This is a genomic window from Neobacillus sp. S1115 (assembly GCF_055385565.1).
Map to the genome: position 1 here is coordinate 4,363,703 of NZ_AP038275.1, position 20,440 is coordinate 4,384,142.

Annotated in this window: 20 protein-coding genes; 2 read left to right on the forward strand and 18 right to left on the reverse strand. The window is 41.8% G+C overall.

From position 1 onward, the window contains the following. Positions 1–444: 444 nt before the first annotated feature. The 16 genes from ACZ5B7_RS21195 to ACZ5B7_RS21270 all read right to left on the reverse strand — a co-directional run bounded on the left by ACZ5B7_RS21195 (position 445) and on the right by ACZ5B7_RS21270 (position 16,154). Positions 445–1,239 carry an HAD family hydrolase gene (locus ACZ5B7_RS21195; protein ID WP_464490906.1) on the reverse strand — a complete coding sequence of 265 codons (795 nt, stop codon included), beginning with the start codon at positions 1,237–1,239 and terminating at the stop codon, positions 445–447. Further along, positions 1,236–2,357 (reverse strand): cysteine protease StiP family protein, encoded by a 1,122-nt coding sequence (locus ACZ5B7_RS21200; protein WP_464490907.1) that lies wholly within the window; start codon positions 2,355–2,357, stop codon positions 1,236–1,238. Before ACZ5B7_RS21200 ends, ACZ5B7_RS21195 begins: the two co-directional genes overlap by 4 nt. Continuing rightward, complete coding sequence (locus ACZ5B7_RS21205) at positions 2,338–3,702, reverse strand: phosphoribosyltransferase family protein (RefSeq protein WP_464490908.1); 1,365 nt, start codon at positions 3,700–3,702, stop codon at positions 2,338–2,340. The genes ACZ5B7_RS21200 and ACZ5B7_RS21205 overlap by 20 nt, the downstream gene beginning before the upstream one ends. Further along, positions 3,644–4,840 (reverse strand): HpcH/HpaI aldolase/citrate lyase family protein, encoded by a 1,197-nt coding sequence (locus tag ACZ5B7_RS21210; RefSeq protein ID WP_464490909.1) that lies wholly within the window; start codon positions 4,838–4,840, stop codon positions 3,644–3,646. The genes ACZ5B7_RS21205 and ACZ5B7_RS21210 overlap by 59 nt, the downstream gene beginning before the upstream one ends. 76 nt (positions 4,841–4,916) lie before the next feature. Further along, positions 4,917–5,690: a TerC family protein gene (locus ACZ5B7_RS21215; RefSeq protein WP_464490910.1), complete on the reverse strand. Its 774-nt coding sequence runs from the start codon at positions 5,688–5,690 to the stop codon at positions 4,917–4,919. Positions 5,691–5,770: 80 nt separating this feature from the next. Continuing rightward, the gene (locus tag ACZ5B7_RS21220) at positions 5,771–6,352 is read right to left on the reverse strand and encodes a TerD family protein (RefSeq protein WP_213145098.1); all 582 of its coding nucleotides are present in this window, start codon (positions 6,350–6,352) and stop codon (positions 5,771–5,773) included. An 87-nt stretch (positions 6,353–6,439) separates the two neighbouring features. Then, entirely contained in the window at positions 6,440–7,027 is a 588-nt protein-coding gene (locus tag ACZ5B7_RS21225) for a YpjP family protein (RefSeq protein ID WP_464490911.1), read from the reverse strand. A gap of 83 nt (positions 7,028–7,110) precedes the next feature. Further along, on the reverse strand, positions 7,111–7,884 hold the full coding sequence (locus ACZ5B7_RS21230) for a class I SAM-dependent methyltransferase (RefSeq protein WP_464490912.1): 774 nt from the start codon (positions 7,882–7,884) through the stop codon (positions 7,111–7,113). 66 nt (positions 7,885–7,950) lie between these two features. Then, positions 7,951–8,385 carry a BrxA/BrxB family bacilliredoxin gene (locus ACZ5B7_RS21235; RefSeq protein ID WP_423798886.1) on the reverse strand — a complete coding sequence of 145 codons (435 nt, stop codon included), beginning with the start codon at positions 8,383–8,385 and terminating at the stop codon, positions 7,951–7,953. Positions 8,386–8,421: 36 nt separating this feature from the next. After that, entirely contained in the window at positions 8,422–9,558 is a 1,137-nt protein-coding gene (locus tag ACZ5B7_RS21240) for a conserved virulence factor C family protein (RefSeq protein WP_464494540.1), read from the reverse strand. Positions 9,559–9,823: 265 nt separating this feature from the next. Next, a complete protein-coding gene (locus ACZ5B7_RS21245) occupies positions 9,824–11,716 on the reverse strand; it encodes an ABC-F family ATP-binding cassette domain-containing protein (protein WP_464490913.1) in 1,893 nt (630 codons plus the stop codon). Then, entirely contained in the window at positions 11,713–12,363 is a 651-nt protein-coding gene (locus ACZ5B7_RS21250) for an HD domain-containing protein (RefSeq protein ID WP_464490914.1), read from the reverse strand. Before ACZ5B7_RS21250 ends, ACZ5B7_RS21245 begins: the two co-directional genes overlap by 4 nt. A 98-nt stretch (positions 12,364–12,461) precedes the next feature. Beyond that, positions 12,462–13,310, reverse strand: a complete 849-nt coding sequence (locus ACZ5B7_RS21255) for a DegV family protein (RefSeq protein ID WP_464490915.1) — start codon at positions 13,308–13,310, stop codon at positions 12,462–12,464. 116 nt (positions 13,311–13,426) lie between these two features. Beyond that, positions 13,427–13,906, reverse strand: coding sequence for a glutathione peroxidase (locus ACZ5B7_RS21260; protein WP_423798891.1), 480 nt, complete (start codon positions 13,904–13,906; stop codon positions 13,427–13,429). A gap of 14 nt (positions 13,907–13,920) precedes the next feature. Beyond that, positions 13,921–14,454, reverse strand: coding sequence for a hypothetical protein (locus ACZ5B7_RS21265; RefSeq protein ID WP_464490916.1), 534 nt, complete (start codon positions 14,452–14,454; stop codon positions 13,921–13,923). A 17-nt stretch (positions 14,455–14,471) separates the two neighbouring features. Beyond that, positions 14,472–16,154, reverse strand: coding sequence for a formate--tetrahydrofolate ligase (locus ACZ5B7_RS21270; RefSeq protein ID WP_464494541.1), 1,683 nt, complete (start codon positions 16,152–16,154; stop codon positions 14,472–14,474). Between the two features lie 227 nt (positions 16,155–16,381). On the opposite strand from ACZ5B7_RS21270, the gene metA reads away from it, so the two are divergent. After that, a complete protein-coding gene (metA, locus tag ACZ5B7_RS21275; protein WP_464490917.1) occupies positions 16,382–17,290 on the forward strand; it encodes a homoserine O-acetyltransferase MetA in 909 nt (302 codons plus the stop codon). 37 nt (positions 17,291–17,327) lie between these two features. Further along, on the forward strand, positions 17,328–17,576 hold the full coding sequence (locus ACZ5B7_RS21280; protein WP_464494542.1) for a DUF3892 domain-containing protein: 249 nt from the start codon (positions 17,328–17,330) through the stop codon (positions 17,574–17,576). Between the two features lie 109 nt (positions 17,577–17,685). On the opposite strand, the gene mntR is transcribed toward ACZ5B7_RS21280, so the two are convergent. Both mntR and ACZ5B7_RS21290 read right to left on the reverse strand, forming a co-directional pair. Then, a complete protein-coding gene (gene mntR / locus ACZ5B7_RS21285) occupies positions 17,686–18,108 on the reverse strand; it encodes a transcriptional regulator MntR (RefSeq protein ID WP_378583869.1) in 423 nt (140 codons plus the stop codon). A 94-nt stretch (positions 18,109–18,202) separates the two neighbouring features. Continuing rightward, a complete protein-coding gene (locus ACZ5B7_RS21290; protein ID WP_464494543.1) occupies positions 18,203–20,365 on the reverse strand; it encodes a DNA topoisomerase III in 2,163 nt (720 codons plus the stop codon). Positions 20,366–20,440: the final 75 nt, after the last annotated feature.

The following is a 20,440-nucleotide window of genomic DNA, read 5'->3' on the forward strand; positions in this document are numbered from 1 at the left end:
GCAAAAGCTTTTATTCTTCGTTAGCAAATTATGTAAGATTCCCTCATCAATATCATCATAACACAGTTAGCAAAATGGTTCATTTGTTTATACGAATGAAGTCAATAAATGTTTCGTAATTGGACACAATTCTTGTGTTTTCACCTTTATCCTTGTCCCTACATATTATTTGAATACTCACACTAAAGTAGGTGACTTCATGAGATCTTTATTTAAACGGCCGCATATAAACATGCTGCAGGAGGAACTGGAAACTGTAATGGAGGTCATGGCCTCAGACCTTTTTATATATCTTGATTTATTTGTATTCAGTTTAATTTTTACGCTCCTCCTAGGACCGGTGTTCCAATCCTTTGTCATATCCATTTTGTTCTTGGCTGGATCCTACGGAATATTTTCCAGTATTTATTTCATAATCAGCAGGTTTTCGGAGGGGGATAAAAACTAACCTTTAAGTAGTTTTAAAAATATCTGCAAAATTTCCTCACCGGCTTGAACCCCTGTTTGATTTGTAAAGGTAAGGCCCTCGGTATCGGACATTTTCGCCAGTTCACCATGCCCTGGAACAAGGCGGTGCTGGCAGATTTCAAGGAAATCCAAATCAAGGACGGAGTCGCCCGCCCCTGCAACCGCTTTCTTCTGTTCTCGGTGGCAAATAAATTCCAGGGCCGCACCTTTTCTAATCGCACTTGGTAAACAATAAAGCTTTCTCCCCTGAAGTGAAATTTTCCATCCGAGCTTGGCGGCCAATGCCCTTAACATCGCTATTTCATCGATGGTTGGGAAACAATCTAGAATATAGTAGAAAAATAGGTTTCCCACCTGCTTTAACCGCCCGTTTAGCTCAATCCCTTCTCTTCTTATAGCAGAACGAAATTCCTCTGGCACGGTAGACTCTTCATCTATCGCCTTGGAAATATGGTCGTCCCATTCTGGAAGTGGTTTACCCTGATACATGATCACAGCACCATTTGTCGTAATTGCATAGGGAAGGTGAATGCTTTCATCAAAAATAACAAAACGCTTAAATTGTTCTGTTGTTCTAGTTGTCACGGGGACAAAAAGGCTTGAACGCGAAAGTTCAGCAAGTGCCTGATACGAAGGTTCCGTCATGTAGGCCATCCACATCCCGTCCCTTCGTTCAACCGGCTTTAATTCTATTATATTTGGACCGCCAAGTTCTTCAACCGCCCTTGTGGAGTAGATAATCGTCCGGTCTAGGTCAGATGCAAATATCATGGCTGGTTCCCCTTAACAGATTTAATGATGCCGCAGCAAAGATAATGAATATCCGGATACTCGATAACCTCGACTCTCTTTTCTTCAGCGAGCATCAGGATATGCTTAACAAATGGGCTTGTTTTGTCGCGCATTAATATTTTCCAAGGAACCCTTCTTAACAGCACCCTGGTGGTTTCTCCAACGCCGGGTTTAATATGATGGGTATTTTCAATCCCAAATTCGGCTTGGATTTTTTGGACAGCCTGCATCCCGAGAAATTCAGCCGTAATATTCTCATTTAACCGTTGCACTGCCATAGCGCTTGCTTGCTCCGAAATTCCGGCAAACTCGCCGTCAATAATGTCAATAAAGGTGTTGGACACGTCAGCATCCGTCAACTCTTTGTAAAATTTAGCACCATGAAAATCATTTTTTCCGATATAGGTATTATTTAGCACCGTCCGGCTTACCAGCCCCGATACAGTTGAATTTAAACAAGCGCTGGGGATAAGAAAATCTTCCCTCGTCCCAAAAACGCTCGTACAATAGCCGGGATCAGCAAGGACGGCAAGCGTATCATCAAGCTGGATTCCATATTTTTCTTCAAATTGACGGCATGCCTTTGTCAACTCCAACGAAATAGCTCCCTTTCCTGTCCAGCCGTCGACAAATTGAATCCTTCCTTCGGGATGTTCACCCAAAATATAGGCAATCGCATTTTCATCAATGCCCCGGTCGCGAATGATAGAAATACTGTAATGCGGCAGTGACACATTATAGCGTTTTTGGATATATCTTTTTATTAATATGCCGACAGGTGTTCCCGCCCTTGCCAAAGAAACCAGCACTGTATTTTTTCCTTTTAATGAAAAAATCTGCTCAGCAGCAACACCGATGCATAAGGCTACCTTATGTTTATATTCGTGTAATGTATCCCAAAACAGCTCTACATAGTCTTTAGGCGGCTGGTACTCAATCGGCAGAGATTCACTGTAATGGCCCCCTGTTTGAATTTTCAACTCCCTGTTTTCTGTAGAGTCCTCAAGCTTAATCTTGCTTAAATCCTTTAACAGAAATAAACAATCATCCGGACTGTAAGTACCAATCTCGGCAGGTTTATTTTTTGCTTGATACATGACCATCACCTCCTGCATCAGAGAAAAAGACAAGCTTTAGCGAAGGAATTTGCGTCTTTTGCAATTCCTTTAGAAATGGAAGAAGACTCTCAGAGTCTATTTCTCTTTCAAAAAAAACAAATAATTCATCGTAATGGCCAGGTGGGATATTATACACAAAATAAGGAATATTATGATCCTCCGGGTTAGGAAAAGCGACTCCGAATTTTGCTCCGTAACCATCCTGATTTTCAATATGTACGGGGCTTCTTGTTGTTGACTGATAGGAAATACCGCTCCCCATTAAAGCGGAAATTCGCATCGGCACATACATAAATTCCCCTGTTCCAAGGCAAAGGGTTTTCTCTCCGGTTCTTAATTCCTTTAAAATCCCCGCTGCTTCTTCTGCTTTTTGCTGAAGCAAGCGATTTTCTTCCGCCGCTAAGCCAAAACGGCCCGTTTCCTTCAAATAGAAGGCATTACTTGTAAGATAAGGAGTTTTGCAAAAATGAGCAGATAGAGTTAATTTTTCAACAGACATCTCTTCATACTTCGAATCCATCCCATCGTTGGTCCCTTGTGTAATCTCCTTGAATTGCGTTACCGACACCTCTCCAGTTAATAGACTTATCACATGAATGGTAATACCAAGTTCCTTTTCTAGGCGGGCAAAATCCCGACGGTTTTCGGGCGAGCGCCAATCCAGGATAGAAACCACGGTATACAGTTTCCTTGGAAAGCGGGCATGTATGGAGCGAATTATATTAAGTGCCGTTTTCCCTGTTGTTATTTCATCATCGACCAAGATAATTTCCCGGTCATTTTCCATCATTTCACGAGGAACATAGCATCGATGCGAGGTGGCATGGGAATGCTCTTCTTCAAAAGTGATGTCTGGATTCAGACCATCAATATTCTCCCTGGTGGTATGAAAGAAATCCGCTTCCTTAAAACAATCAAAGAAAGCGTGCCCAAGGGCGGTCGCTGTTTCGGCAAAACCGATTATGACAGGATTGATAGCTTCAGAGATAAATGGGGCGGGAATATAATCCTCATTCTGAAGAAAAGCTCTTAACATTTGCTCCTTTTCCACAAAGTCTAATCCCTTCACAACCTCCATGAACCGGCTGCCTAACAGGGCTGCAGTTAATAAACTTCTTTTTGGTTTAACGGGAATATGCTTGCCTAGTACCTTGCTGACAAACAAAAACGACCGCTTCTTATTTATTCGTGCTGCCATTGTAAAGAGCTCTTCGGGCGGCAGCTCATAGGGATTTTCAGTAATGTTTATAGTAACCTCAATCGCATTAAGAATGGGAAATGTATACCTCTTTTTTGATAAGGTCAATGTTTGTGAATTCTTCATGTAACACCCCGTAAAGCCGTGATTTTAACATTATTTTTTCTGCCCAGTAGAGATGGGGCTTTATTTCATTCATTTTATTGGCAAAATCGCTTTTCATGACACCTATTTCCCCTGTGGCCGCTTTGATTATATTTGATGCATCAACATATTCCTCATAAGGGACAACATTTAGGGATTGAACAATTTTTATGTGTGACGGATGGATCACCGTTTTTCCGGATATTCCGTTGGCAATGTCCATTAGGGTTTCTCTCATCAATCCATCGAGATTTTCTTCGATTAACCGCCTTCGCCAATGAAGCCCCTCATCCCCAAACCGCTCACGGAATGGAGTTTGCCTTAGCTGCGGTTTTAGCATTCTGTTTTTAGCGGAAAAATACTCCCAGACTGGACCGGAAACAACATACGGACTGTCAATGCGCCCGAAAATATTAATGATATCGGATATGCAATCTCTTAAAATCGCAATATCGTAAACCGTTGTATCCGGACTGCGACGAATCCCGTACAGCCCACAGAAGTCAGTTGCGCCGATACGGATATTTAAAACAATTTCCTTGTATCGATCAACTATTTGTTTAATCCTTACCAACTCTTCCATTCTTGTTTCCTTATGTAAAACCCTGCCCGTTTCGAGAATCGGCATCGCATAGAAAGGATGTTCGTTGGTATGGATTTTCAGGACCTCATGTAACAGCTCTGCCCCATTCTCCGAAGAAAATTTCGGAAGAACAACACCAGTTAATAGATGTACAGCATCTTCCAGCCGCTCTTTAACCGTTTGCAGTTGTTTTAGATTTCGAACTCGCACAAACATCAATGGAAGCTCCTCGATGCCAATAAACCCTTCGTTCAGTGCCCGGAATAATTTTTGCAGTTCATCAATCAGCAAACTCTCCGCACCAAAAACCCGGCTATCACCTACGGCATCTTCGAGATCAATAACCACAGATGTTAAACCGGAAAGCTTTTTTGACAGGATTTCCTGATGAAAATCCGGGCGGTCCGCAGGCATGTACAAGGTTGCTCCCAGACCATAGGATAATAGCTCACGACCCGAATATTTATTAAATTCCTCAGGCGTTTTGTAGAAATACCGCGTCAATTCATCTTCGTAAAAATATGTAAAAAAACGCATTTTTTTACTCCTCTTTATCGTAAAAAATAAGGGAGACAACTCACGTCAGCTCCCTTTCTTTCATGCAAATTTTTTATTAATGATTTTCTGTGCTATTTTCCTTCTTTTTGTTCATAAAATGAACCACAAATGTAGCGGCAAACGTTACTAGCAAGATGATAAAGAAGGTGACATGTCCTACATCGATATGGAAAACTGATAGAAGCATTTTAATAGATATTAATAGAATTAAAATATACGCGGTGGTTTCAAGCTCAGGAATTCGGTCAATTAATGATAGGAATACACCGGCAACACCTCGCATCATTAACACCCCGAGAATTCCTCCCAATAAAAGAACCCATACTTCACCGCTGACGCCGAATGCGGCAAGAACACTGTCAACAGAGAAGGCAATGTCCATTAACTCAACTGCAACAACGGTTCCCCAGAAGGTTCCGAAAAGACGAATGAGGAGTCCGCTTTGGTTCATGCCTTGAGCCTCTTCTTCCTCTGCTTCAGAGGCTCTTCTCTTATCCATGAAGTATTTTATCGAAAGCCAGGCAAGATACCCCGCACCAAACACTTTTACCCACCAGAATTTGATGAGGTAAACGCCAATTCCAATCGCAATGAATCGAAATGCGTAAGCTCCAAGCAAACCGTAGAAAAGAGCTTTTTTGCGCTTTTCAGGCGGAAGATGCTTTACCATTACGGCTAAAACGAGGGCATTATCTGCTGAAAGCAGACCTTCAAGAATCACTAATGTACCAATAAGTCCCCATGCTACCGGGTCTGTTAAAACTTCTCCCCACATTTCCCAATTAAAGAATTGGGCATACGTGTCTATAATTCCTTGCAATACTGCCATTAAAAAAATTCCCCCTGGATGTTCGCTATTTTTTGTTAAAAAGACCCAGCGAGCGCCGGGTCTCTGTTTTCTCTAATGAATTAACCAACCTGCAGGCCAAAATCAGTTGCCAGTGCTGCTAACCCGCCTTGGTAGCCGCTGCCGATGGCACTGAATTTCCACTCGCCGCTATGACGATACAATTCTCCAACAACAATCGCTGTTTCGATCGAGAAATCTTCGCCCAAATCATAGCGGATTAATTCTTGGCCGGTTTCTTCGTTGAAAATCCGTGCATATGCGTTTGAAACCTGTCCAAAGTTCTGATTACGGCTTGCTGCATCATGGATTGTAATCGTAAAGGCAATCCGTTGGATGTTGGCTGGAACTGCCGATAAATTAATGTTTACTTGCTCATCATCGCCATCACCTGCACCGGTCCGGTTATCCCCAGTATGTACGACCGCACCACCCGCACCTTGCGGGTTATTGTAAAAAACAAAATCTGTTTCTGTTGTGACTTTTCCGTTTTCTCCTAATAAAAACACAGAAGAATCCAAATCAAAGTCATTACCGCCGTCATATTTATTGGTGTCCCATCCAAGTCCAACAACAACTTTTGATAAGCCGGGATTTGTTTTTGTTAAATCAACTTTTTGACCTTTTGATAAACTGATTGCCATTTTTCTTTCCTCCTAATTGGGTAATAGTTTATTTACGAGCGTTCCTTTAAAAAGGTTTCAATTTTACAATAAAAATTTTTTCACATATTAATTCATCCATTTTGGGGGTGTGTTTTTAGCCCAATAGATAGTTCCAAGGTTATGGTGGGTTTGGAAATTATCCTTAAAAGTATGATAGTGAAAATTGAACCAGTACCCGGACTGCGGCGGCAAATCCCTTCTCACATGGAATCGTAAAATATCTTTCCCTGTTTGGCTGTTTTTTATATGAAAAATCTTTTCGGAGTATCCTGCACCAGGTTCCTCTGTTATCACAAGATTCTTTAGGTCTTCCTCTGGAAATTGAAGAGCTGTTTGTTCAATCGCCATTTCCATGTTCGGCAAAATTAGGTCGCGGAATTCATTTTCGATGACCGGCTTAATTTTTTGCCCGAATTTTTGATAGGATTGGGTTTCTGCCTTCAGCATCATTTCTTGTATAAAGCGCTCTCTATTAAACTTTGTTTCTTCGAAATATCCTTGAGAATATCCATCCTCTCCCGTTTGTATTTCGAAAACATCTTGATCTTTTGGCGTCTCGGCATTGACAGCGTTCATTAACTGCGCAGGTGTGACGAGCCCAAAAGTTAAAATCGATATGAAAACAAAAAGTGATTTACGAACCCATTTATTCATCCTCGGTTCACCTTTATCCTGTAAAAAATATGTAGTTTCTATTATTAAGTATACTGCTTTTTTCCAGAAATAGAAAAGCAGAATTATTTTTCAATAAAACCATAATGAAATTTTGCGGTTTGTCTTTTAATTACCTGAAATCCGTATTTTTCAAATCTCGAGCTTTTGTAATGGTCCTTTAAGACAACGCGATGCTTGGCCACTCGTATCGCCTCATTAATTGTTTCCATTCCCAGCTCTTCATAAATGGCAAACTGCCCTAAAGCCTTAATTCCCTCAGACTCTTTGATGCTTTCTTCAAACATTGGGTCAAAATAGACACAATCGACGGAGGCATCTGCCTGCAGCTTTAAATAGTCATGGGCAGTGGAATTGATGACTGTGATTCTTTTCATTGCTTGGTTCATTTCAAGGATGCCGGAATCCCACGATTGGAGACCCGCCTTCACAACATAGGCCAAAAATTTCTGTCCTTCTAGTCCTGTGACTTTTCCCTCACTTCCGACGAGAAGGCTTGCGACTATTGCATCTCCGGCCAGTCCAAGAGTGCAATCTAAAACGTTCATCCCTATTTCCAGTTTGGCAGCATCGGCAAAAGGGTCATGCTCTCCTCTTAGGAGACGTTTGATGCGGAACATCGCGGAGTTTGGGTGAAAGAAAAAAGGCTCAGCAGATTCTGCCTTATGTAATTCCAGACGTTCTTTGCCTACTACAAGACAATCGCTATTTGCTTCCTTTTGTAATTGGCTAATGGATTTTTTCCTGCGGGGGATATAGGGTGCATCCAAGAGCTTTGAAATCTGGATGGCTTCTTCTTTCTTAAGCTGATTCGTTCTGCCTGAAGTGGTAATAAACATTGCATTCCATCCTATTGTGTATTTAGTAGTAAAAAAGGACGGCTTTCGCACGTCCTCTTAAAATTCTTAGCAATGAGCTTCTAATGCTCCTAATATATTTTGCATTACGGTTTCCATCGGCATTCCTTCGATATCATGGCGCGGGATAAAATGGACTACTTTATTATCCTTTAATAACGCCATCGATGGTGATGACGGTTCGATCCCTTCGAAATACTCGCGCATCTTCGCTGTTGCTTCTTTATCTTGGCCTGCAAAAACGGTGACGAGATGATCCGGTTTTTTCTCGCTGTTTAAAACAGCCTGAGTAACCGCAGGGCGGGCTAAACCGGCTGCGCAGCCGCAAACGGAGTTCACGACAACAAGTTTCGTGCCTGATGAGTCTTCCATAAATTTTTCAACATCCTCTGCCGTTGTCAGTTCTGCAAAACCCGCGTTTGTTAACTCCTGACGCATTGGCATGACCATTTGTCTCATATATTCTTCATAAGCATTTGACATAGTTTATAACCTCCATAAATTTTAGTATGAACCCATTTACTCTTCTGTTTTCCTTGCTTCCGTCATTTGCTTCCAAACGGAGCCTTTTGCTTCTTCCCCGCCCTCGATTCTCTCAATTGCCATCCTGATTTGCATGCTTACCTCGAATTCAGGGTCATTTTCAGCAGCCTTTAGAGCTGAAAGCGCCTTTTCATCTCCAACCTCGTAAAGGAACATCGCGGCCCGCCAGCGGACCAATTTGCTCGGGTCTTTCAAGGCTTCAAGCATTTCGTCCTGCGCTTCGGGGAAGCCGAGGTCCGATAAGCAATCGCCTGCTGTTCTTCGGACGGTTACGGTTTTATCCTTTAAAGCGCGATATAACAGCGGCAATACCGCTTGGTCCTTAATCATTCCAAGATAAACAGTGGCAAGTCTACGGATAGACGGCTTTTCATCAGAGAGTGCTTTTTCGAGCATTGGCAAATCCTCCAAATCCGGATCATCCATTTGCTCAAGCAACTGGTAACGGACCTGCCAATCAGGGTTACTCATGTCGTCAGCCGTCACTTTACGGCGCTTCGGCTTTGTTTTTTGCTCCGATTGAGTTTCTGCAGCTTGCGCTTTTTGGACAAGTTCTTCAAGTCGCAGCGTGGGATAAGCCGCGATTAGTTCCTCGACAACCTCCGGCCCAACCTGATCCATTTCACCATATCTAACTCCTTGATGATCCCATTTCCGCAGCAAAATATAATTATCATCCGGAAGCTGGGCATTTTCCCGCGCTTTTAAAAAGTAGTCGGGCATTCCGAACCTTTTTTCAGAAGTGCCATCTGTCAGCTTAACTTGGAGCGGAATCCCTTTAAACATTTGAACTTCCACTTTGATTTCACCAAAATGGTCGTTGATTGCTTTTGCAGTGTTTGCGATTTGGTCAGTATCTTCACCGAATGCCTGGCGGACCTTTGGTAGAAGTTCCTTCCAGTCATATTTAGCGTTGCGTTCAACAGCTAGGAAATCAGCCACATGATATACACCCTTAATGCCCTCTATTTGCAGGACGGCTTGAATAACAGGTGGTGCATCCAGCGCTGTTTCCTTTTTATAATTATGGCTCTTGCCCATTGGAAGCTCATGGTCAAGAAGGATTTTCATCGTATTCGGACTTGGCGTCGGTTCAATTGACTTAATTTTCAACATACTCACCTTATTCATATGTTTTCTTTAACAAGTTTAACATAATGAGAGGAGTATATTCATGTAAGATGCCTAATAAATGGTTAGTTCTCATTTTCTATTTTCATGGTAATTGTAGATATCCTTTGAAAATTTGTAGATATCATCATTATTTTTGTAGATAAATTTCAAGAAATGTAGATATCACAAAAAAATTGTAGATATCTGCCTAATTTTGTAGATATATTTCCAAGTTACAAAAAAGAGCACGCACTAAGGCGTACTCTCACTCATTTTCAGCTAATTCGGCCAAATATGACCATCTTTCTATTAAATACTCCAATTTTTCGTTTAGCTCAGTTTCCTTTTTCATTAAATCCTGCAATTTTGAAAAATCGCTGCCCGCTCCCGCCATTTCGATTGCAACTTCTTCAAGCCTCGCTTCAGTTTTGGAAATAATTTCATCAATTTCTTCCCACTCTTTTTTCTCTTTAAAGGTCATTCTCTTCTTTTTTTCCTTTTCATGGGCTTTTGAAGAAGGAGTGGAAGTGGATGCCGGTTTCATAACTTCCTTGGCAACCGTTTCCTTTTCTAAATACTCCGTATAATTCCCGAAAAAGAAATCAATCTGCCCTTCGCCTTGTAAAACTAAAAGCTGTTCAGCGACTTTATCAAGAAAATATCGGTCGTGGGAAACAGTAATCACGACACCTGGAAACTCCTCAAGGTAGTCTTCCAAAACCGTCAATGTCTGAGTATCAAGATCGTTGGTCGGCTCATCAAGCAGCAAGACATTCGGTGCTGTCATCAGGATTTTCAATAAATACAAACGGCGTTTCTCCCCGCCCGACAGCTTGCGAATAGGCGTCCCATGCGTATATGGAGGAAATAAAAAGCGCTCGAGCATTTGTGCCGCGGAAATCGTCTTCCCGTCTGATGTCTCGACGATTTGCGCTGTTTCCTTAATATATTCAATCATCCGCTTATTTTCATCCATATCCTCGCTTTCCTGGGTATAGTAGGCGATTTTCACAGTAGCACCCAAATTAAACTCTCCCTCATCAAGAGGGATGCGCTTAGCGAGGATATTTAATAATGTGGATTTACCAGTTCCGTTCCTACCGATAATGCCGATTCTGTCCCCCGGTTTGACAAGCAAATCAAAGTGGTTAAGGATTGCTTTTTCACCATACCGCTTGGATGCATCTTTTAGTTCAAATACCTGCTTACCTAAGCGGCTGCCATTCAAAGAAATATCAAGCTTTTCACCTGACGACTTTCCGCTTGAGAGCTTTTCGTCAAGCTCTTCAAAACGCTGAATCCGCGCCTTTTGTTTCGTCGTCCTCGCCTTTGCCCCGCGCCGGATCCATTCCAGTTCTCGTCTGAACAGGTTCTTTCTTTTTTCAAATGTGGCCGCTTCATTTTCCTCGCGGATTGCTTTTGCCTCCAGAAAAGCGGCATAATTGCCTTTATAGCTGTATAAATTGCCGCCATCAAGCTCAAACATCCGATTGGTAACCCGATCCAAAAAGTAGCGGTCATGGGTGACGAGGAGGATGGAGCCCTTATATCTGCTCAAATAATCCTCAAGCCACTTAACGCTATCAAAATCAAGGTGGTTTGTCGGTTCATCCAATATAAGTAAATCGGGTTCAGCGATTAATACCTGTGCCAACGCAACCCGTTTCTTCTGGCCCCCGGACAAACTGCCAACTCTTTGGGTAAAATCTTCAATGCCCAATTTTGTTAAGACCGACTTGGCATTTGTGCTTGCATCCCAGGCGTCCAAAGCATCCATCTGCTTCTGCAGACGGAAAAGTTCATCCTGAAGTTTCACATCATCTGGTGCAGCATTTAGCTCCATAAGTATATTTTCATATTCCCGCATCAGCTTTAGGATTGGCGCATCCCCATCAAAAACTTGTTCTAGTATAGTCCGGTCCATTTCAAAATCAGGCTGCTGCGACAGGTAAGCAATGGAATAATCTTTACCGGAAATGATTTTTCCTTCATCAGGCACATCTAAACCTGCTACGATTTTTAACAATGAAGATTTTCCAGTTCCATTTACTCCAATCAGCCCGACACGTTCTTTTTCGCCGATGGTAAACGAAATATTAGAAAATAATTGCTTTTCTCCGTATGTTTTTGAAACATTTTCGACTGTCAGCATTTTCATGATTGTTGACCATTCCATTCACGGTAAAATTGTTCTAAAAACGATTGCATCATTTGCTGCCTTGGCTCCGCCATTTGCATTGCCGTCTCGGTATTCAATAAATCTTTTAATTTTAATAATTTTTCATAGAAATGATGGATGCTCGTTGATTTTCCTTTTCGATATTCTTCCTGGCTCATTGTTTCCCTCACCATGATAGCCGGGTCATAGATGGACTGCCCTTTTTTGCCGCCGTAAGCAAAGGCTCTTGCAATGCCTATCGCGCCGATGGCATCCAGGCGATCTGCATCCTGAACAATTTTTGCTTCCACCGATGAAAGCTTGCTGCCATGACCGCCTTTATAGGAAATAGAAAAAATAATCTCCCTAATGTGGTTTTTTTCAACATCCTTGAGGGGAATCGTCTCCATAAAGCTCTCAAGTTTCTGTTTCCCTGCTTCTTCACTATAATTCAGCTTTTCATCAGGAATATCATGAAGCAAGGCAGCCATTTCTATGATAAATGGATCGCCCTGCTGTTCTGCCTTGCTAATATGTATGGCATTCCGTCTGACACGGTCCACATGGAACCAGTCATGACCGGTTGAATCCTCACCTAATTGATTGCGGACAAATTCTTCCGTCTGCTCTATAATTTTGTCTATCAAATTTAGCACCTGCCTTTATCCTTGCTATTTTAACACGAATATCAGCCAAACAAGAAAAAATAACCCCGAAAAAGCGAGGTTATCTTTTTATAGCATTTTTATTTTAATCCATTAAACCAGCTGATGCCGAGTGTATTTTCCCCTGCATGGACACCGATGACGGCCCCTAATGGTGCATCAAGCACATTCAGTTCCGGATAGCGTGTTTGTATTTCCTGCCGCCAATCAACTGTATGCTCTTCATGCAGACCATACAATAAATACACTTCTTTAAAGTGATACTTTTCATACGCCTGTTTAAAATATTCGAGAATTTTATCCTTGGCCTTTTTCTCGGTGCGGACTTTCTCCTTCACATACAAGGCTCCATTATCAAATGAAATCACTGGCTTGACGTTTAACATGCTGCCCAGAAAGAATTGCACGCCCGACATTCTGCCGCCGCGGTGAAGCTGCTCGAGACTTCCAACCAATACGTATGTTTCGTTTGTATCTCTTATTTCTTCCATTTTTTTGATGACGTGTTCGAGATTATGACCTCCCGCCAATAATTCCATTCCTTTTTTCATCAATGCCGACATTGGCAGAGTAAGAATATTTGAATCAAAAATTGTTACTGGGATATCCACCAGCTTTGCGGCCTGCTCACTGGAAGAAACTGTACCGCTCAGCTTCCCGGAAAGATGGACAGCAACAATTTGGTCATAATCTTTAGAAAGCCGTTCGAACACTTCCTGAAAAGCCCCCACTGAAGGCTGGGATGTCTTAGGCGGGCTTTTAAGGTGCTTTAGCCTCTCAAACAATTCATGTGAAGACAAGTCAATCCCATCTGCAAATACCTCTCCGTCAAGAATAACGGATAATGGAACACTATATATATCAGGATGTTTTTTTAATTCTGCGTCTAAATAAGCGGTGCTATCAGTCACCCATGCCGTTTTAACCACGGTCATCTCCCCTTGCTGGAAATTTAGTACCTACTACTAATAGTAACCGTAGTTCTGAATATTGTAAATATTTATAACACCTAAAACAAACAAACCGGCAAAATGCCGGCTTGTCATTAGCTAAGTAGTGCTTCGATATCTTTGGCAATTTCACTTGGCTTTACGTTCGGTGCAAAACGTTTTACAACATTTCCTTTTTGGTCAACAAGAAATTTCGTGAAGTTCCACTTGACTGTATTAAAACCCAAGATTCCCGGTGTCTGCTTTCTTATATAGACGAACAGCGGGTGAGCGTATACGCCATTTACATCGACCTTTGCAAACATCGGAAAGGTGACGCCGTAATTTAATTCACAAAAGGATTTAATATCTGCTTCCGTCCCAGGCTCCTGACTCATAAACTGATTGCAAGGAAAACCCAGAACCGAGAAACCCTTTTCTTTATACGCTTCATAAAGTCCTTGAAGCTCCCGATACTGAGGTGTAAAACCGCACTTGCTGGCAGTGTTGACAATTAGCAGAACCTTCCCATCAAATTGCTTTAGTGAAATTTCCTCTCCATCTATAGCTTTCGCCTTAAACTGATAGATTGACATCCAAGTCTCCCCCTTTAGCTGCCACTTCCGTATTCCTCAAGTTGTTGTAAAGTGGCAATCATAAATTCCGTCATCTCAGCAAAGTCCTCCATTTGCTCCTCTTTGACAATTCTCTCAAAGTCAATGGAAATGACTAAGCGGATATTTTTTGACTTTTCTAAAGGGTTATATTCAACAGACTGGGAGATTTTCCTTGTTTCTCCCCAAATATTTTGGAAAATTTTATATAATCCGTAAAAATCCCTTTGGTTTTCAGGGAGTTCGAGTGAAAATTGCAGCTTCACATAGCACCCGGCATTCTGCTCTGAAAGTGACTCTGGAAGGAGTTCCGCTGCTAAGTTGTTAAGCCTTGCTTCTAATTCCATTTTCGCATGTATCGGAAGCCTGCTTTCTCTTAAACCAAAGCTGATCGTAAACAATCGGGACATTTTCGCTAGATTAAGCCAATCATTGCGATCGGTTACAAGGATATCACCGCTCATATCCAAATCATAAAGGGCGCCTTCGATTACGACCTTCATGTTATCAAAGGCTGTTGGATCAAACATACTGCGCTTCGACTCCTTTAGAATAGGCCTACCGCATTCCCATTTTCATCTACGTCCATATTCAAGGCCGCCGGTTTTTTCGGCAGGCCTGGCATCGTCATAACCTCACCGGTTAAAGCAACGATAAATCCTGCACCTATCGATGGTTTGAATTCCCTTACCGTAACGGTAAAATCTGATGGTCTGCCAAGCTTTGCCGGATCGTCCGATAGGGAATACTGCGTTTTCGCCATACAAACAGCTAAGTAGGACCAGCCATTTTTTTCAAAATCCTGCATTTGTTTTTTTGCTTTTGGGGAAAACTCGACATCTTTGCCGCCGTAAACCTTTTGGACGATAGTTCTTATCTTCTTATCAATCGGGTCTGCCATATCATATAAAGGGTGGAAATTGTTCTTTTCCTTACTGATGACAGATAAAAGGGTCTCAGCCAGTTCAATTCCGCCTTCGCCTCCCTTTTCCCAAACCTCTGTCAAAGCGGCGGAGACGTTTTCCCGTTTGCACCATTCTAGCAGTGACTGGATTTCAAGGTCGGTATCTGTGATAAATTTATTTACGGCGACAACAACCGGCAGCCCAAAGCTTTTAATCGTTTCAATATGTTTTTGCAAATTGGCAAAGCCAAGTGTCAGCGCCGGAATATTTTCCTCTGCTAAATCCTGCTTCGCCACACCGCCATGCATTTTTAAAGCCCGAATGGTAGCGACAACGACAACAGCCTCAGGTTTAATCCCGGCTATTCTCGATTTGATATGTAAAAACTTTTCCGCTCCCAAATCGGCCCCAAAACCCGCTTCCGTGACCACGTAATCAGCTAATTTTGCTGCAGTCAGTGTCGCTATCACACTGTTACAGCCATGTGCGATATTCGCAAAAGGACCGCCGTGGACTAGGGCCGGCGTATGTTCAATGGTTTGGACAAGGTTTGGTTTTACCGCATCTTTTAATAATAAAGTCAATGCCCCTGAAACCCCTAAATCACCGACCGTTACCGGTTCCTTATTGTAATTGTAGGCGACTACCATTCTCGCTAACCGTGATTTCAAATCTTTTATATCTGTTGCTAAACATAATACTGCCATGATTTCAGACGCAACTGTGATGTCAAAGCCATCCTCCCTTGGCATTCCCTGAAGCGGTCCGCCAAGACCTACAATAACCTTCCGGAGGGCTCGGTCATTTAAATCTACCGCTCGTTTCCAAACAATTCTGCGCGGATCGATATTAAGCTCGTTCCCTTGCTGAAGGTGGTTATCAATAAACGCAGCAAGGGCGTTGTTTGCCGTCGTTATTGCATGAAGGTCGCCGGTAAAATGCAGGTTTATATCCTCCATAGGGAGAACTTGAGCATAACCTCCTCCGGCAGCCCCTCCCTTAATGCCCATCGTCGGACCCAAGGACGGCTCCCGTATCGCAATCATCGTTTTTTTGCCAATCCTGTTAAAAGCATCTCCCAATCCAACAGTGACCGTCGATTTCCCTTCTCCGGCAGGGGTTGGACTAATCGCCGTTACGAGAATAATTTTCCCGCTTTCTTTTGTTTTTAATTTGGCCAGTGCATCGGTGGACAGCTTTGCTTTATATTTGCCATACAGTTCAAGATCATCTTCTTCAAGCCCCAGCCTATTTGCAACATCTACAATCGGCAGCATTTTTGAGCCTTGAGCAATTTCAATGTCCGATTTTACACTAATCTCCATTGCCAATTCAATCCCCCGCAATCTTTATATTTAAAAGTAACTACCTTTAAATTGTATCAAAAAGGCGTTTTCATTCCGACAGATAATTATGAACAAATTATTATCTTTTCTGAATTTAGAATAATGTTTATAATAGAATTATCAAATTTTAAAAATATTCATTGATTTCTTTTATTAACCATTGTATAAATGAATATAACTTTTTTAATTGTAAAGGGGATGGTCACTTGCCTATTAACATTCCGAAACTTCTTCCAGCCCGGGAAGTTTTAGACCAGGAAAACATTTTTATCATGGACGATGAACGGGCGACGAGCCAAGATATCCGGCCATTAAAGATTTTAATCTTAAATTTAATGCCAGAAAAAGAAAAAGCGGAAACGCAGCTGTTAAGGCTATTAGGAAACTCTCCGCTCCAGGTTAATGTCAAATTTTTAAAAACATCCTCGTATGAATCCACTCATACTAGCAAGCAGCATTTAGAGATGTTTTACACTACCTTCTCTGAAGTTAAGAATCAAAAGTTTGATGGGATGATTATTACCGGTGCGCCTGTCGAGTTATTAGAATTCGAACAGGTTAAATATTGGTCGGAATTAACCGAAATCATGGATTGGACCAAAACTAATATTACCTCGACACTACATATTTGCTGGGGAGCACAAGCCGCGCTTTTCCATCATTATGGAATTAGAAAATTCGAGCTTACACGGAAATGCTCCGGCATTTATTCCCATCGAATTTTTGAACAAAATGATATTTTATTACGGGGCTTTGATGATCAATTCTATGCACCGCACTCACGCTATACGGATGTTTCAATTGAGGCCATCAAAAGCAACCCTCAGTTAAAATTATTAGCTGCTTCCGAGGATGCAGGCGCATTATTAATCGCCTCAACAGACCGAAGGCATGTCATGATTACCGGTCATTTAGAATATGAATCTGATACATTAGCACAGGAATATGACAGAGACTTATCTAAGGGCCTCGAAATTCACATGCCGGAAAACTATTTTCCAAATAACGACCCGACCCAGCCTCCAATTAATCGCTGGCGCTCTCATGGCCATTTGTTCTTTTCCAACTGGCTCAATTATTATGTCTATCAGGAAACCCCATTTTTTTGGGTATAAAGCATCGGGATTTCCCGATGTTTTTTTTTTGATTGTTATGACCAAAATAGAGGTGGAAAAGGAGGGATATAGAATAGAATCCATTGTCGGACTTCACCGCAATCATCTTGGGGAAATTATTAGTTTCATTACCTCTGAGGGGCGTGTAATCTCATATCGAAAAGCATTACTCGAAGCAGAGAGCGGATTACTAGCAGGCATACAAATGCAGGAGGATGAAAGCGGAAATGCCTATTTAAGCCCTGCTGAGGAAGATAGCTTTGACCATTATCCAATCCTATTTTAAATGAAAACTCGCCGATTGGCGAGTCCGATAGGACGAAGACAGAGGCGTAGTTGAATTTATACTTCCCTATTAGCTAAAAGAGGCAGTCATCTGACCGCCTCTTCTTTCATTATTCATTCTCATTTATTTTCTGAATTTCTCTTAAGGCGTCTATCCGTTTTTCGTCTTCTTCAAAAAACTGGACCAAATCACCGATCCGATCAATGGAATCCCAGCTCAAATGATGCTCAATTCCCTCTACATCCTTATAGATGTTTTCCTCTTTCACGCCAATGATTTTAAGGAATTGCTCAAGCAAATCATGGCGGAAAACTAGCCGTTTGCCAATTTTATTCCCTTTTGTTGTTAAGCTGAAGCCTCTATATTTTTCATACACCAAATAATCATCTTTATCGAGCTTTTGAACCATTTTTGTTACCGAGGAGGGATGAACGGATAATGCTTCGGCAATATCGGAAACCCTGGCATATCCTTTTTCTTCTATCAAATTATAAATTTGTTCAATATAATCTTCCATACTGGGTGTTGGCATCCGATACCCTCCATTAAACAGAATCACCTAAAAGTTTACTATAGAAAAATAAGAGTGACAAGATTCTTTATCACAATAACTCCTCTGCCAAACTTTAAACAGTTGCGTTTTCAAATATAAATTTCACTCGCTTTTCCTTTTCATCTAAATACAGTCTGGCATTAAAGGTCTTCTCATTATTGGTAAAGCCTTCAATGACCTCAGTTTTTCCTTCTGTCAAAAGCAGCTTTATATTTTTCTGCGTTATATTTTTCCCAAGAATTTTTTTTGAAATCGTAAAGTTACACTTATTTTTTTGATAGTTCGTACAGCCGTAAAAACTTCCTTTGTCGACCATCGTACCGTCACATTTCTTACATGGTCCAAGCTTAGTCTGAGTTTTCTTTGCCCCCCGTTTACCAGGTGTGAAATTTTCGCTTAGTTCCTTAGAAAACGTCCAATTAACCGCCTGATCAACCCCGGTCGTAATTAAATGGTGAACCATCTTTTTCGTTTGCTCCATAAATTGCTTTGGGGAGGCTGAGCCCTCTGAAATTTCCTTCAACTTCTGCTCCCATTTTGCGGTCATTTCCGGCGATGCGAGAATTTCCTTGCCGACCGCTTCAATGAGAATTTTAGCCTTTGCCGTTGCATAAACCAGATTTTTTCTAACCTCGATATATGCCCTGTCTTTGAGCATGGTGATAATTCCAGCTCTTGTCGCCTCTGTTCCAAGCCCCTCAGTCTTGGTCAGAATTTTCTCCAGCTCTTTATCCTCAATATGCTTGCCGGCTGTCTTCATCAGCGTAATCAGCTGTCCTTCAGTATAACGCTTTGGAGGCTGTGTCTGGCTTTCCTTCACGTCCACTTTGATTGTTTTGCCTTGTTCCCCTTTTGCCAGCGGCGGCAGCGACGGCTCGTCATCCTGTTCCTTTTGATTGATGACCTTCCTCCAGCCCTCATCAATTTGCACTTTCCCCTTCGAGACAAACTTTGCCCGCCCATCTACTAACGTAATGACGGTCGTATATTCAAAAATGGCTTTTTGGTAATGAGCGGCAATTAAACTCTTAACCACCAGGTCATAAAGTTTTTGTTCATCAGCGGATAACTTTTCAATATTCGGTATTTGTTCCGTTGGGATAACCGCATAGTGGTCTGTCACTTTTTTCTCGTTTACATATCTTTTATTCTCCGCTATTGAATCAAAAGGTAATGGGAAAAAGCCTTGATATTCTTTGAGATGGCTTAATTTTTTAAGAGTATCGGGGAAATTGGCCGCTTCCTCTTTCGTCACATAACGAGAATCGGAACGAGGGTAAGATACATATCCTTTTTGGTAAAGCTGCTGCAGAACATCCAAAGTTTTTTTCGGTGAAAATTTATAACGTTTATTGGCATCAGCCTGCAATGCAGATAAGTTATAGAGGAGCGGCGGTAAAAACTCTTTCCGCTCACATTGAACATCGTCGACTTCCGCGTTCTTCCCACGGCAAAATGCTGCTACCTTTTCTGCCATCTCCTTGGTGTTAACACGAGTTTCACCGTTGTTTTGCCATTTGCCCGTGTACTTTTTATCATTAATTAAAAATTGTGCCACAACTTCCCAAAACGGTTCAGATTTAAAATTTTCAATCTCTAACTCCCGCTTTACAATCAATGCTAGCGTAGGAGTTTGTACTCTGCCGACTGAAAAAACATCTGAAAAGCCTTGTTTCTGAAGGAGCAGGCTGTACAGTCTTGAAGCATTCATTCCCACTACCCAATCTGCACAGGCCCGGGTATAGGCTTCAAAATAAAGATTTCGGGTGTCTGTTTCTTCCAGCAGCTTTTTAAAGCCTTCCCGAATAGAATTGGGGGTTAGCGAAGAAATCCACAGCCTTTTCATTGGCTTACGGCAATTTGTCAGTCTTAAAATATTGCGGATAATTAGTTCCCCTTCCCTTCCTGCGTCACCGGCATGGATAATATCGGTCACTTGCGGGTCGGATACTAATTTTTTTATCACAGCAAATTGCTTCGCTTTGTCCTTCGTTACTTCATAATTAAAATGCTCTGGTATAATCGGCAGATTCGTTAAGGACCACTTCTTCCATTCCAGCTCATATTTCTCTGGCTGAACTAATTGACAAATATGCCCAATGGCCCAAGTAACATAGCCCCCATCAGGAAAAAGCTCGTTTGGAAAAATCTCAATAAAACCATTTTGTCTTTTATGTTTAAAGATGGATGCAAGGGTAGAGCCTTGATCAGGTTTTTCGGCAATGATTAGTTTCATCATAATTACTCCCTTTTGTTAATACATCTCCGCCTATCATTTTACATCTATTGCTCTTCCCCGTATAGTTTGGAC

Excerpts from the sequence above, each read along its gene's own strand:
- ACZ5B7_RS21195 (WP_464490906.1), bottom strand. The coding sequence starts at position 1,239 with ATGATATTTGCATCTGACCTAGACCGGACGATTATCTACTCCACAAGG.
- ACZ5B7_RS21200 (WP_464490907.1), bottom strand. The coding sequence starts at position 2,357 with ATGTATCAAGCAAAAAATAAACCTGCCGAGATTGGTACTTACAGTCCG.
- ACZ5B7_RS21205 (WP_464490908.1), bottom strand. The coding sequence starts at position 3,702 with ATGAAGAATTCACAAACATTGACCTTATCAAAAAAGAGGTATACATTT.
- ACZ5B7_RS21210 (WP_464490909.1), bottom strand. The coding sequence starts at position 4,840 with ATGCGTTTTTTTACATATTTTTACGAAGATGAATTGACGCGGTATTTC.
- ACZ5B7_RS21215 (WP_464490910.1), bottom strand. The coding sequence starts at position 5,690 with ATGGCAGTATTGCAAGGAATTATAGACACGTATGCCCAATTCTTTAAT.
- ACZ5B7_RS21220 (WP_213145098.1), bottom strand. The coding sequence starts at position 6,352 with ATGGCAATCAGTTTATCAAAAGGTCAAAAAGTTGATTTAACAAAAACA.
- ACZ5B7_RS21225 (WP_464490911.1), bottom strand. The coding sequence starts at position 7,027 with ATGAATAAATGGGTTCGTAAATCACTTTTTGTTTTCATATCGATTTTA.
- ACZ5B7_RS21230 (WP_464490912.1), bottom strand. The coding sequence starts at position 7,884 with ATGTTTATTACCACTTCAGGCAGAACGAATCAGCTTAAGAAAGAAGAA.
- ACZ5B7_RS21235 (WP_423798886.1), bottom strand. The coding sequence starts at position 8,385 with ATGTCAAATGCTTATGAAGAATATATGAGACAAATGGTCATGCCAATG.
- ACZ5B7_RS21245 (WP_464490913.1), bottom strand. The coding sequence starts at position 11,716 with ATGAAAATGCTGACAGTCGAAAATGTTTCAAAAACATACGGAGAAAAG.
- ACZ5B7_RS21260 (WP_423798891.1), bottom strand. The coding sequence starts at position 13,906 with ATGTCAATCTATCAGTTTAAGGCGAAAGCTATAGATGGAGAGGAAATT.
- ACZ5B7_RS21265 (WP_464490916.1), bottom strand. The coding sequence starts at position 14,454 with ATGTTTGATCCAACAGCCTTTGATAACATGAAGGTCGTAATCGAAGGC.
- ACZ5B7_RS21270 (WP_464494541.1), bottom strand. The coding sequence starts at position 16,154 with ATGGAGATTAGTGTAAAATCGGACATTGAAATTGCTCAAGGCTCAAAA.
- ACZ5B7_RS21280 (WP_464494542.1), top strand. The coding sequence starts at position 17,328 with ATGACCAAAATAGAGGTGGAAAAGGAGGGATATAGAATAGAATCCATT.
- mntR (WP_378583869.1), bottom strand. The coding sequence starts at position 18,108 with ATGCCAACACCCAGTATGGAAGATTATATTGAACAAATTTATAATTTG.
- ACZ5B7_RS21290 (WP_464494543.1), bottom strand. The coding sequence starts at position 20,365 with ATGAAACTAATCATTGCCGAAAAACCTGATCAAGGCTCTACCCTTGCA.